This window comes from Ereboglobus sp. PH5-5 (assembly GCF_029504805.1).
In the GTDB taxonomy this organism is placed as follows: Bacteria; Verrucomicrobiota; Verrucomicrobiia; order Opitutales; family Opitutaceae; genus Ereboglobus.
In genome coordinates, this window is the sequence record NZ_JAQFIT010000021.1 from 18,678 (window position 1) to 31,071 (window position 12,394).

The following is a 12,394-nucleotide window of genomic DNA, read 5'->3' on the forward strand; positions in this document are numbered from 1 at the left end:
AACGTCCGCTCAGCTCAAGACGCGGGGCGCGTTTTTTCGGAGGTCAGGTTGTTCTCGGTGTTCAGGTGGTCGGCGCCGGTGTATTTTTCGGATTGTTCGTCGGCGTGATAACTCGAACGCACCAACGGACCGCTCTCGACAACACCAAGGCCGATTGAAAGGCCGAATTTTTTCCAATATTCAAACTCCGCCGGCGGCACCCAGCGCTTCACGGGCCAGTGCTGCGGCGTGGGTTGCAAATACTGCCCGATGGTCACGATGTCCGTGCCGTCCGAGACGATGTCGCGCAATGTTTGCTCGATTTCCCCCGGCTCCTCGCCGAGGCCGAGCATGATGCCCGTCTTGGTCGTGAGGCCGCGGCTTTTCGCATGGCGCAGCACGCTGCGCGAGCGGTCGTAGCGCGCCTGCACACGCACGGGTTTTTGCAGGCGCTCGACGGTTTCGAGATTGTGATTGAAGATGTCCGGCCTTGCCTCGAGCACGATGTCGACGTGCTCCATCTTTCCCTTGAAGTCCGGCACGAGCACCTCGATGGCGGTTTTCGGATTTGCATGGCGAATCGCGCGAATCGTTGCCGCCCAAACCGACGCCCCGCCGTCGAGCAACTCGTCGCGCGCCACCGATGTGATCACGCAATGCCGCAGCCCCATCTTCGCGACGGCGTCGGCCACGCGCGCCGGCTCGCCAAGATCAAGCTCCGTCGGACGCCCCGTGGCGATCGCGCAGAAGTTGCACGAGCGCGTGCAAATGTTTCCGAGGATCATCACCGTGGCGGTGCCGCGCGTCCAGCACTCGCCGAGGTTCGGGCATTGCGCGCTCTGGCAGACGGAATGCAAATGGTGCCCGTCGACCAGCTTGCGCACCGCGTTGTAACCCGAGCCGGAGGGCAGCTTGGCGCGGAGCCATGAAGGTTTGCGCGATGTGTCCGCGTGGGCGGGATCGCGCGCGGGTGCGTTTGCCATTGTGTCCATTTTCAAAATCGTAAAACGACAAGGTAACAATAAACCGGCATACGCAAACGGCTTTTTCGCCAAAAAGCGCGTCGCGCATCAAGGCCGGCCGGCGCGTGTTTGCGACACCCCGGCGCGCGCGGTCACATTTTTTCTTCCGGCGTTTTTTTCACGAACTTGTTTTCCGTGCCGCGCATCAGCCGCCCGATGTTCGCCCGATGCCGCACCGCCACAAAAATGGCCGCGCCCGCCGAGATGATAACAACCGAAAACGGCGGCCAGCCCCAAAGGCACCACATGGTGCAGCTCGACACCGGCAGCGAGACCGTCGCCAGAATCGACGCCAGCGAAACATACCGCGTCGTCTGGAAAACCACCCACCACACAAGCAGCGCGATCAAAAGCGAGGGCGCCATCAACACCATAAAACCGCCCGCGCCCGTCGCCACGCCCTTGCCGCCCTTGAACCGCGTGAAACACGAAAAACAATGCCCCAGCAACGCCGCGCCGAGCCCGATCAACGACACCACGTCCCAATGGTCGTAAGCCGCGTCCCACACGCCCATCTTGAAAGCGATCCACGGCCAGCCCGTCGCCACGGCCCCCTTCAACGCGTCCAGCACGAAGACCATGATACCCAGCCGCCTGCCCGGCTCGCCAAACTTCTGGCTCAGCACGCGCAGCACATTTGTCGCGCCCGGGTTTTTGCTCCCCTCCTCAAAAATGTTCACACCCTTTGCGCGCGAAACCACATACCCGAACGGCAGCGCGCCCAGGAAATACCCCGCCACAATCGAAGCTAGAATCGGGATCAACATGGATTTGAGTGCATTGATTGCATACGCGTGAGCGCGACGCGCAAGACCGCTTTACGGGAAAAGTTCCATTATTTTTTGAACATCTTACCGCCAATTCCTGGCCTTAACGCGCCCATTAACGCCACTCATGCCTCGGGTAGCGTCGTGACAGCTCCGCCTTTATCTTCGGATACATGTCGCGCCAGAACGCCGTCAAATCGTCCGTCACCTGAATCGGCCGCTGGTTCGGCGCGAGCACCTCGATCTTCACCGGCACGCGCCCGTGGCCGAGCGTGAAGCGTCCCTCGACTCCATAGAGTTCCTGTATTCGCGCGCTCAATATGGGCGGCCCCTCCTTCGCATAGCGCACGCGCGACCGACGGCCGTTGCCCATCACGAGGCGCTCCGGCAGGTAGTCGTCAATCACGGCCAGTTGCTCCGCCGTCAACCAGTCGCGCAGCACCGGCATCACCGGCTTGCCGCGCACATCCTTCGCGCCGAGTTCGCCGTAACAAATCTGCTCGATCAACGTGGCCCAGTCCGCGTCCGTAAGCGGGTTCACCTCCAGCTCCGGAAACCATTCCGCGAGCCGGTTCACGCGCACGATCCATTGCTCCACGTTTTCATCCCACTGCTCCAGCTTGATTTTGCCCGCCAGCACCTGCTGCGTCAGCAACGCCGCCGCCGCGTCGTAGGGCACATCGTCCGCGCTCGCCCTCGATTCGAGCACCAGGTCGCGAAACCGGCGCTCGCGTTTTGCAATCACGCGCTTCGCCGACTCGTCATAGACGACGCTTGTCGCCTCAAAATAATCGTCGGGGAAAAGTTCCTTCAACCACGGCTCCCGCACCGCCGTCGCCATGCTCAGCAGCACGTTCACCTCGCCGCCCCGCCCCTCGACCTCGCTCACCTCCGCGGCCACAAACAACGGAGCGCGCTGCATCGCGCTCTCCCTCGCCAGCACACCGCGCCGCTTGTGCACCAGGTCGCAACGCAGTGTTCCCGCGTCCAGGCGCTTCGCCAGCTGGTCGGAAAATCCCGCGAGCACGCACTTGCTCACCGCCTCGCCCTCGACGCGTTTCTCGCCCGCGTCGAGCCCCTCGCGCTCCGCGATTCGCAAAAACTCAGCAAACAGCGGCCCCACCTGGCGCGCCCCCATCGAGTGGATTCCCAGCCGCCGGCACGCGTCCATTGAGTAGCGATTCTGGTCGGCAAACCGCCACGCGCGCATGAGCAAAAAGAAATCCGACTCCGCTTCCTCGCCGAGCAAGTCCTCGCGCGCTTCCTCCACCGCGCGCGGCACGCCCCGCAAAAGAAAATTTCTTCCCTGCACAAGCGCCGCCATCATCGCGACCGGCCTCACGCACCCGCGCGCATCCGCCTCCAGCAACATGCGCGCGTAACGCGGATGCACCGGGAAACGCAGCATCCTGCGGCCGGTTTCGGTGATCGTCGCATGCGCGTCTTTCTCATGGCGCGCCACCGCGCCCAAATCCTCGAGCAACATTTCCGCGCGTTCCAAACCTTTCGCGTCGGGTTTTTCCAGCCACGGAAAACCGGCCACGTCGTCGATGCCGCTCGCCTTCAACGTCAGCACCACCTCCGCCAGGTCGAGCCGCCTCACCTCCGGCAATTCCTGCGCCGGACGCTGCGCATGCTCGCGCTCCGTCCACAGCCGCACGCACACACCCGGAGCCGTTCGCCCCGCGCGCCCCGCGCGCTGGTCCGCGCTCGCCACGGAAATCTTTTCGATCAGCAGCGTGTTGATCCCGCGATGCGGATCGAACCGCGCCACGCGCGCCAGCCCGCAATCAATCACCACCGTCACGCCGTCAATTGTCAGCGATGTCTCCGCGACGTTTGTTGAAACAATAATCTTGCGCGCGTCATAACGCGCCACCGCGCGATCCTGCGCCTCCGGCGGCAGCTCGCCATGCAGCGGAAACACCACAAAATCGCGCAATTCGCGGCTGCCCTGCAAGGCCTGCACCGTGCGCGAAATCTCATACGCGCCCGGCATGAACACCAGAAAATCGCCGCCCGCCGACTGCGCCGCCACGCGCGCGCATTCGCGCGCCGCCACATCCCATACCGGCTCGCGCTCAAAATCCGCCGTCTTTTGCAGATACTCGATTTTCACCGGAAAACTCCGCCCCTGCGAAACCAGAACCTCGCACGGCGACAGGTAATTTTTCAGCGCCCCCGCGTCCAGCGTCGCCGACATCACAACAATCTTCAGGTCGGGCCGTGTTGACTGCTGGATTTGCAACGCCCTCGCCAGCGAAATGTCGCCGTAGAGATGCCGTTCGTGAAACTCGTCAAACACGATCACGTTCACGCCGCGCAAAGTCGCGTCGAACGACATCTGCCGCAGCAAAATCCCCTCTGTCACGAAGCGGACTTTTGTGTGCTTGCTCAACCGCGATTCCAGCCGGATTTGGTAGCCGACGATGTCGCCCAGCGGCGTTTCCATTTCCTCCGCAACGCGCTTTGCCAGCATCCGAGTCGCCAGCCGGCGCGGTTGCAAAACGACAACCTCGCCGCCGTCGAGAAATCCGTGACGCAACAGCATCTGCGGAATCTGCGTCGATTTGCCCGACCCCGTCGGCGCCTGCACAATCAACCGCCCCTGCGCGCGCACGGCTTCAACAATGGCGCTCTCAAGTTCATAAATCGGAAGTTCGCGAGGATTCGGCATGATGTCGGAAAAACAAAACGGGGAAGCGCCAAAGGCATTGCGTCCGGGCCGCGCCACGGAAGGCGGCCAAGCCCGCGCCGCAAAACACAAACGGCGTTTTAGTTTAAAAAATCGGCGGAGGCGCGCGCAATGAACGCCTCCGCCGATGAAAACAAAACCCGGGTCTTAGTGTTTCACGTCCACGCGCGCGCCCTTGGGCTGGGCGATGGCGGCGAGCGTTTCAGTGAACCACGGGGTGTCGATGTTGAAGGGTTTGCCGCCCTTGATGCGCGGGAACTCGATTGCGCGGAGCACGCCGCCCTGATCCTCGTCGTGGCCGATCACGCCGCTCTCGCGACGGAGCGCGCACTCGACGGCGAGGTCGGTGCAGCTCTTGATGAGGCGCAAGTCGTCCACGTTGGCGGCGGCGGCGCGGGCGAAATAACCGCTCTTTTGCACGAGCGTTTTTTCGGCGCCGATCATTTTTGCGAATTGCTCGCCGAACCACTTGCCGGGGTTCACTGCGTCGAGCTTCACGTGGCCGAACGCGTCGCGCGGCACTTCCTGTCCCTTGGACTCCATTTCGGCAACGATGGACTCCACGCCGGCGCCCTCGGAGATGAAGATGTTGATGTTGTCCTGCTTGTCCATGAGGGCCTTCAGGCGGGCGGCCTCGGTCTTGAGATCGACGGCCATTTCGGGAATGTAAACGCCGTGGACTTCGAGGTTGGCGCGGGTGAGGCCGAGGCCGGGCGCGAATTCCTCGCGGTCGAGCAGCTTGCGATAATCGCGAGCGGTGGCGGCGGTCAGCCAGCCGCAGTTGCGGCCCATGACTTCGTGCACGATCAGCATGCGCGGGTTCGCGCCATGCTCGGCGACGACGTTGCGGAAATAGCGCGCGCCCTGCTCGGCGGCCGTCCACGCGCCGAGCGACTGGCGGATGGGATACACGTCGTTGTCGATTGTCTTGGGCAGGCCGATGACGGACAGGCCGTAATTGTTCTTGGCAAGAAACGCGGCGAGGTCGGCGGCGGCGGTGTTGGTGTCGTCGCCACCGATGGTGTGGAGCACGTCAACGCCGTCCTTGATGAGCTGGTCGGCGGCGACTTTTTGCGGGTCCTGGCCTTCCTTGACGAGGCCGCGCTTCACGCAGTCCTTGACGTTGGTGAGCTTGACGCGGCTGTTGCCGATCGGGCTGCCGCCGTGGCGGTGCAGCACGTGCGCCTGGGCGCGCTCGGCGGGGCCGATCTTGTAACTGTCGCCGAGCAGCAGGCCCTTGTAGCCGCCGCGGTAGGCGATGATTTCGATGTCGGGCGCAATCTCGGTGTAGCGCTCGATCAGGCCGCCGATGGCGGAGCTGAGGCACGGGGCGAGACCGCCCGCTGTGAGGATTGCGACTTTCTTGGGTTTTGTTGTGCTCATGATGGAAATTTTGGATTTTGGATTGCGGATTTTGGATTCAAAAAATGCAAGGCGCAACCGCCCGTCAGTTGTAGCCAAAGCCGGCGCCCGCGCCCGCGCCAACGGCCTCCTCGACCTCCTCTTGCTCGGGCGGCAGCTCCTCAAGCGGCGCGAAGCGTTCCGATGTGAAACCGAGTTCCTGCTTGGCCGCGTGAAACGGGTCGGGCGGATTTACCAGCTCCTCAAGGAGGATGCCCACGGTCGCGGATTCGCCGCCCTTCACGATTTTCTCGCGACCGAGAAACACCTCGCGAATCGTGTAGGTCTTCCCCTTTACGGGAAGCTGCAGATAGATCGCACGAATGAAATCGTTGAACGTGTCATTGATGCAGACGACTTTTTGTCCTTTGACCATGGTTGAAAAAGAACGGTCACTTTGAGGCCTCCGCCGTCCAAGTGCAAGCGGTCAAAACACGCGCGCCGCCGGCGGCGCCGATTTTCTTTGCTCGCGCGCTGCGGACGATCCGCTTAACACCTCGCCCAATTCTCATCATGACAACTCCCGCCGCGCTCCCCGCCGACATCACTTCCGAATCCCCCTGCCCTTGCGGCAGCGGGCAAACTTTTGGCGCATGCTGCCAGCCCGTGCTCCAGAGAAAACGGCCGGCCGCCACGGCCGAGGCGCTCATGCGCTCGCGCTTCACCGCGCACGTCGTCCGCGACTACAAGCACCTGCACCTCTCCTACGCCGGCACCGCAAAAAAACCCTACGATGAAGTCCGCGCAAAGGAAAACACCTACGACTTGGAATGGACGCGCCTCGTGATTCACTCGCACGAAGCCGTCGTCAACGGCAACCCCGACTCGTCCACGGTCGAGTTCACCGCCTACTTCCTCGACGAGGAGAAAAACGAGCATCCGCTCCAGGAAAAGTCCGCGTTCACGCGCACAGGCGGCGAATGGATTTACACGCGCCCGATCCGCACCGGCCCCGCGCCCAAGGTTTCGGCAACGCCCAAGGTCGGGCGCAACGACCCCTGCCCCTGCGGCAGCGGCAAAAAATACAAGCACTGCTGTCTCTGATAGCACGCGCGCCGGCGACAGCTTGTTGCGCGGCGCCCGGGCGGTTTACTTTGCGCGGTTGGCCGCGGAGACGTTGATCGGCAGCAATATGTTTGCGGCGCTTTGGCTTCCGCCGCCGATGACGAGCGGGCTCTTGCCGTCCCACTTCTCGACAATCTGCAATTCGATCAAGGTCGGGTTGTCGCGAAGCGCCTCGCCGCGAATGCGGATCGCCTCGGCCTCGCCCTTTGCGCGGATGATCGCCGTCGCCGCCTCGATTTCGGTCTTTTGTTGCGTGAAGCGCGCCTTGGCCGCCTCCTGCTCCTGGACCATCTTGGATTCAATCGCCGCCTCCAGTTCGCGCGACAGCGTGGTGTCCTCGATCACGAGGTCGACGATGTTGAGAATGTCCCCGATTTTTCTGCGGGCGTTTTCGAGCGCGTGGTTTTTGATCTGCTCGCGCTGGCGCACGATTTGCTCGGCGCTTTGCAACGCCGCCACTTCCTTGAGCGCCTCCTGCACGCGCGGCGCGATCAGGCTCGTGAACGGATCGCCCGCGTATTCCTGGTAAATCTTCACGACCGATTGCTCGGGAATGCGGTAGAGCACGCGCAGCTTCATCTGCACTTGCTGCAAATCCGACGAGTAGCACTCCGACGGCAGCTCGCGCGTTTGCTGGCGAATCAGCACGGGGATCACCGTCGAGATAAAGGGTTTTTTCACGCCGAAGCCCTCCGGCTCAAATTGTTTGCCGACGGTTCCCAGCGTCACAAGCACACCGCGATAACCGGGCTCGACAACAAACGTGGCCTGCGCCGCCGCGACGATGATTACAAGGATGAGAACGATTGGGCCGATGACTTTTGCGGGTTGCATAATGTGTATAAAAAGCGGGCATACGCCTCCGTGTGCAAGCGCTGATGCGCCTCCCCTGAAAAATTCGCGCACTTTGGAATCAACAAACCGTCCGTGTTCTGTTTCATTTCCACGCAAAACCACCACGCCCCATGAAATTCCCCGCCGTCGCTGAAATCCAAGGGCTCTACGGCCCGTTCACCTTTCCCGAGACGTTGCTCCAGAAAATCTGGGACCGGCGCGATTTCGACACGCTTCACGCCGCAACCGTCGGCGGACAGCGCGTGCGCATCGGGCACCCCGGCCAGTGGAATCACGGCGGCGGGCCCGATTTCAAAAACGCGCGCCTGCATATCGGAAACGCAAGCATCACCGGCGATGTCGAGGTGCATTTGCGGGAGGCCGACTGGCACGCGCACCATCACGCGAGCGATCCGGCCCATGCAAACGTGGTTTTGCACGTCGTGCTTTTTCCCCCGCAATGCGCCACGACCCGGGGAGTCAACGGTCGCGAAATCCCGGTCCTCGCGCTTCTCCCGCTCCTGCACCACGACCTCGAGCAATACGCGGCGGATGATGCCGTCGAGCGTCTCGCCGCGCATCCGCTTTCGACCGCCGGCAAAAGCCTTTCCTCGCTCACGCCCCCCGAGCTTTCCTCCGCGATCGCGCATCACGCCCAAAAGCGCTGGCATCAGAAAATCCATTTCGCCAGCGGGCGCGTCACGCGGCTCGGCTGGGACGACGCGTGCCATCACACCGCGCTCGAAATCCTCGGATACCGGAACAACCGCCCCGCGATGGTTGCGATTGCCGGGGAGCATCCGCTGGAAAGCTGGCCGCAATCGGTGAGCGCGCAAAATGCCATTTCGTTCGCGGAACGCATTTTCAACGAACAGACTGACAACCGCGCGTGGGCGCCGCGTTCCTCGCGCCCGGCAAATCATCCGCGCACCCGCCTGCGCCAGTATGCCTTGTGGGCATCGGCGCGCCCCGCGTGGCCTCAATTGCTGCAAAAGTTTGCCGCGGGATTTCAAAAAAACGAGCCGGCGCCGGCCAGTGTCGCTGAGTGGCGGCGCGTGAACAAGGCCGCCTCGCTGCGCAAACGCATCCGCATGGAAATCTGCGGCGACGCGCTTGGCGGCTCGCGATTCGACACGCTTGTTTGCGACGGTTTTCTGCCGCTTCTCGCCGCGCAAAATCACGCGCGCGAGGAGACGCTTCGCGAGGCGTGGACGAACTGGTTTGCGGGCGACATGCCCGCGCGTTTTGCCGCATACCTCCGCGCGCTCGGCATCACGGGCGCGTCGGGCACACCAAACCACAACGGCGCGGGCCAAGGTCTTCTCGGCTTTTTATTGGAAACGGAAAATGCCGCCGTGTGAGGAGTGGCGTGGCGCGGACTATCCAAAATAAAACCGGAGTGGCGCGAGGCCACTCCGGATTAATTTTAGGTCACGGAATAAACGGGGCTGCCGTCACGGGGAGCGGCGCCGGTTCATCCAAAACACAGAATTTACTTTGCTGCCTTCGCGGCGGCGTCGGCCAGTTCCTGGGTGACAGCGTTGATCCAGTCGGTGAGCTTCTTGGAATCGGCGTCCTTGAGGCCCTTGAGGGCGTCGGCGCTCTTGCCAGTGATTTCAGCCATCTTGGTCGAGAGGGATGCGATCTTGGTGTAGTCCTTCGCCTTGTAGGCGACGGCGACCTCGTTGGCCACGTCGGAATAAGCCTTAACAAATTCGTTGGTCGCGGCATTTTCAAACTTGGGCGCGTTTTGCGTGGAGGGAAGCGCTTCTTTCTTCGCGCCGCAACCGGCGAAAGCAAGAACGGCGAGGGCGATAACTGCAGTGTAGATGAATTTCATATGGATGGTTTAGGTGGATTAGTGTTTGTTTTTTGCGTCGGTCGAAAAACCGGATCAATCGGGTTTTCACCGGCGCGAGCTTTGACAGACAGGCATTCTCGCACGGGTTCCAGTATAAAATAACCCCCGATTTTTCGTCCACCCATCTCCTTGGCCTTCAACTAATTGCGGAGTTAGAAAAATGCGTTTTGTTTCCACGCGGTGTTTTTTCATGCGAGACTCACGCAGCCTTGGTCCAACTTGCCGCATCGCAGCGCGTCTCGTCTTTCCGTTGCGGCGGCATGCCGCGCGAGGGCGGTTTTTAGAGAAATAATACTGCCGTCGAAAGAATCAATGGCGTCCGACAGCGGCGGCGGTCAGGGGCGCGGGAGCGTTGGCGGCGACACTGGGGCCGGGGTGCCTGGCCATGTTAATGGCGTCGTTCAACACGCGCAGGGTTTCTCGGAGGTGGATGTCGAGTTTTTTGGCATCCTCCTCCAGTTGCTCGTCGCTGATAGTGGTCTCGTCGCTTCCGGTGGCTGACGCGTCAGCGCCGGGCTGAGCATCGGCATTACCGGAGCTGGCAACACTGGTCCCCGCCAAGCGAATACCGTCCGGAAGGTTTTTGGGAATGGCGCTGCTTTGGTCGGGAAGCGCCGGCTGCTTGTCATCCCCGGCGTCAGGGGTGGATTCGGGGAGGGGCTCGGCGCTCGCGGGAGGGACGGTGTTTGCCGAGGGCGTCTTCGAGGCCTTGCGCCTTTTTTCCTTTGGCGGACCGAGGAGAAACTCCTTGGAAGTGTAGCCGACGGCGGCGGCAAGGCGGTTGCGCTCCTCGTCCTGCCCTTTCTTGAATGCTTTGTCGCGGGCTTGTTGCGCGAGTCGTTCATCAAGGTTGAGCGACAGGATTTTTTGCTCCTGGCGCGTCTTGAACCAGTCGATGCTTTTGCGGAAATAACCAAACTCCTCGAGTGATTGCTGGCGTTTTTCACTCGCTTCGCGAAGAGCCTCGAGAAGATCGGGATGGAGGGCGGACCCCTCGTATCTGCTCGGTGTGATTTCGTCCCATGCAAGCGCGCGAGGAAGGCTTTTTTCACCGATGGGCAGGTAGTCGTCGATCGACGGCAGCGGGATGTCGGAAACGACGCCCTTGAGCTGGGTGGAGTCGCCGTTGGGGAGGTAGAATTTTTGAATGGTGAGCTTCACGCCGCCGGTTTTGCTGTTGAGGCGGGCGAGCGCGGGGACGAGCTGCTGCATTTCGAGGAGTTGCTGCACGGTGCCTTTGCCATGCGTGGAGCTGTCGCCGACAATGATGGCGCGGCCGTAGTTTTGAAGCGCGCCTGCAACGATCTCGGAGGCGGAGGCGGAGAAGCGCGAGACGAGCACGGCAAGGGGACCGGTGTAAAGGGGCTCGGGCGCCTCGCTGCTGTCCACCTGCACCTGGCCGTAGTAATTTTTGACTTGGACAACGGGACCGGCTTTCACGAAGAGTCCGGTGAGCTTGATGGCCTCGGAGAGGAGGCCGCCGCCGTTGCCGCGAAGGTCGATGATGAGACCCTGGATGCCGGTTTCGCTTTGCTGAAACTGGGTGATGAGCCTGGCAATATCCTGCGTGGCGCTGGGGCTGGGCTCGCCCTTGTCATTGATGCCGGCGTCGTAGAAACCGGGGAGCGTGATGACGCCGATGGGCGTCGTGCCCTTGCCGTCAGGAGAGGGAACCTCGTGGATGGCGCCGCGCGCGCGCGAGGCGTCGAGGCTGACAACATCGCGCGTAATGATGATTTGTTTGCGCTGGGAGGAGTCGGCGGCGGGAATGACGGTGAGGTGAACCTTGGTGTCTTTTTTGCCCCGAATAAGCTGCACAATTTTGCGGAGTTTCATGCCGATGACGTCAACGGGCTCATGCCCGTCCTCGGCGACCGCGATGATTTTATCCTTTGGCTGAAGTTGTTTGCTCAGGTCGGCGGGGCCGCCCACGACGACTTCCTGAATGGTGCAATAATCATCCTCGATTGAGAGGACGGCGCCGATGCCGATGAGCTGGAGTTTGATGCCGATGCTAAACTCCTCAAGGGTTTCGGCGGACATGTAGGCAGTGTGCGGATCGTAGAGATGGGCGACGGTGGTGAGGTAGGTTTCAGAAATGTCCTTCGGCTCAATGTCGGCGAGATTTTTGAGCCAGCGTTCGTAGCGCTTGCGAATATTTTTCCCGGCGTCTTCGAGACTCTTTTCGTTGAGCATTTCGCCGATGATTTCGTTTTTGAGGCGTTGCATCCAGAGGGCGTCGGCCTCGGCCATGTCGACGGGCCAGGGGGCGTCCTTGCGGTCGTAGAGGTAGCCGTCGTTTCCGGCAAGGTCGTCGGATGTGATGGCGTCGAGTTTGTCGAGCGCCCATTTGATGCGGTCGGTGACGCGCCTGGCATAGACACTGAAAATATCGTAGGCGGGGTCGGTTTTGCCGAGGCTGGTGAGGTTGTTGTAAACCCAGCGCGGACTGTAACGGGTGGTGAACGCAACCTTGTCGGACTCGAGGAAAAAGAGGCGCTGCCCGTCAAAGTCGGTCATGAAATTGGGGATGATCTCGGCGTAGTCGGCGGGCCTGACGGCGTTGCGATTGTAGTGAAATTGCTCAAGCAGGGCGACGACACTGGCGGCCTCGCGGTTGAACCCGGGAGCCGGCGCGAAAATGCGGTCCTGCGGCGCGGTGGCGGCCGATTGCGCGCGCAGGCATGAGCCACCCGAGCCAAGTGAAAAAAGCGCCGCGGCCATCACTGTGAAAAACAGGGAGGAAAATGCGCGGGCAGAATGTGTGAAC

10 protein-coding genes are annotated in these 12,394 nt (G+C 61.7%); 2 read left to right on the top strand and 8 right to left on the bottom strand.

Annotated elements, in window-relative coordinates; genetic code table 11:
* Window positions 1-14 precede the first annotated feature (14 nt).
* The 5 genes from lipA to M2103_RS12425 all read right to left on the bottom strand — a co-directional run bounded on the left by lipA (window position 15) and on the right by M2103_RS12425 (window position 6,240).
* Window positions 15-962, bottom strand: a complete 948-nt coding sequence (lipA, locus tag M2103_RS12405; protein WP_277510955.1) for a lipoyl synthase — start codon at window positions 960-962, stop codon at window positions 15-17.
* 131 nt (window positions 963-1,093) lie between these two features.
* A complete protein-coding gene (plsY, locus tag M2103_RS12410; protein WP_277510956.1) occupies window positions 1,094-1,768 on the bottom strand; it encodes a glycerol-3-phosphate 1-O-acyltransferase PlsY in 675 nt (224 codons plus the stop codon).
* Window positions 1,769-1,883: 115 nt separating this feature from the next.
* Complete coding sequence (gene hrpB / locus M2103_RS12415; protein WP_277510957.1) at window positions 1,884-4,445, bottom strand: ATP-dependent helicase HrpB; 2,562 nt, start codon at window positions 4,443-4,445, stop codon at window positions 1,884-1,886.
* Between the two features lie 165 nt (window positions 4,446-4,610).
* Entirely contained in the window at window positions 4,611-5,846 is a 1,236-nt protein-coding gene (locus tag M2103_RS12420; RefSeq protein ID WP_108826469.1) for a pyrophosphate--fructose-6-phosphate 1-phosphotransferase, read from the bottom strand.
* A 64-nt stretch (window positions 5,847-5,910) separates the two neighbouring features.
* Window positions 5,911-6,240, bottom strand: a complete 330-nt coding sequence (locus M2103_RS12425; RefSeq protein WP_277510960.1) for a hypothetical protein — start codon at window positions 6,238-6,240, stop codon at window positions 5,911-5,913.
* 137 nt (window positions 6,241-6,377) lie between these two features.
* Here M2103_RS12425 and M2103_RS12430 point away from each other — a divergent pair, with 137 nt between their 5' ends.
* On the top strand, window positions 6,378-6,908 hold the full coding sequence (locus tag M2103_RS12430; protein WP_277510963.1) for a YchJ family metal-binding protein: 531 nt from the start codon (window positions 6,378-6,380) through the stop codon (window positions 6,906-6,908).
* A gap of 45 nt (window positions 6,909-6,953) precedes the next feature.
* Here M2103_RS12430 and M2103_RS12435 read toward each other — a convergent pair whose 3' ends face one another.
* Window positions 6,954-7,763, bottom strand: a complete 810-nt coding sequence (locus M2103_RS12435; RefSeq protein ID WP_277510965.1) for a prohibitin family protein — start codon at window positions 7,761-7,763, stop codon at window positions 6,954-6,956.
* A gap of 131 nt (window positions 7,764-7,894) precedes the next feature.
* On the opposite strand from M2103_RS12435, the gene M2103_RS12440 reads away from it, so the two are divergent.
* Window positions 7,895-9,124 (top strand): DUF2851 family protein, encoded by a 1,230-nt coding sequence (locus tag M2103_RS12440; RefSeq protein WP_277510966.1) that lies wholly within the window; start codon window positions 7,895-7,897, stop codon window positions 9,122-9,124.
* Window positions 9,125-9,255: 131 nt separating this feature from the next.
* On the opposite strand, the gene M2103_RS12445 is transcribed toward M2103_RS12440, so the two are convergent.
* Window positions 9,256-9,603 (bottom strand): hypothetical protein, encoded by a 348-nt coding sequence (locus M2103_RS12445; RefSeq protein WP_277510967.1) that lies wholly within the window; start codon window positions 9,601-9,603, stop codon window positions 9,256-9,258.
* 330 nt (window positions 9,604-9,933) lie between these two features.
* The gene (locus M2103_RS12450; protein ID WP_277510968.1) at window positions 9,934-12,348 is read right to left on the bottom strand and encodes a carboxy terminal-processing peptidase; all 2,415 of its coding nucleotides are present in this window, start codon (window positions 12,346-12,348) and stop codon (window positions 9,934-9,936) included.
* Between the last annotated feature and the right edge of the window lie 46 nt (window positions 12,349-12,394).

Excerpts from the sequence above, each read along its gene's own strand:
- M2103_RS12445 (WP_277510967.1), bottom strand. The coding sequence starts at position 9,603 with ATGAAATTCATCTACACTGCAGTTATCGCCCTCGCCGTTCTTGCTTTC.
- M2103_RS12435 (WP_277510965.1), bottom strand. The coding sequence starts at position 7,763 with ATGCAACCCGCAAAAGTCATCGGCCCAATCGTTCTCATCCTTGTAATC.
- M2103_RS12430 (WP_277510963.1), top strand. The coding sequence starts at position 6,378 with ATGACAACTCCCGCCGCGCTCCCCGCCGACATCACTTCCGAATCCCCC.
- M2103_RS12450 (WP_277510968.1), bottom strand. The coding sequence starts at position 12,348 with ATGGCCGCGGCGCTTTTTTCACTTGGCTCGGGTGGCTCATGCCTGCGC.
- hrpB (WP_277510957.1), bottom strand. The coding sequence starts at position 4,445 with ATGCCGAATCCTCGCGAACTTCCGATTTATGAACTTGAGAGCGCCATT.
- M2103_RS12420 (WP_108826469.1), bottom strand. The coding sequence starts at position 5,846 with ATGAGCACAACAAAACCCAAGAAAGTCGCAATCCTCACAGCGGGCGGT.
- plsY (WP_277510956.1), bottom strand. The coding sequence starts at position 1,768 with ATGTTGATCCCGATTCTAGCTTCGATTGTGGCGGGGTATTTCCTGGGC.
- lipA (WP_277510955.1), bottom strand. The coding sequence starts at position 962 with ATGGCAAACGCACCCGCGCGCGATCCCGCCCACGCGGACACATCGCGC.
- M2103_RS12425 (WP_277510960.1), bottom strand. The coding sequence starts at position 6,240 with ATGGTCAAAGGACAAAAAGTCGTCTGCATCAATGACACGTTCAACGAT.
- M2103_RS12440 (WP_277510966.1), top strand. The coding sequence starts at position 7,895 with ATGAAATTCCCCGCCGTCGCTGAAATCCAAGGGCTCTACGGCCCGTTC.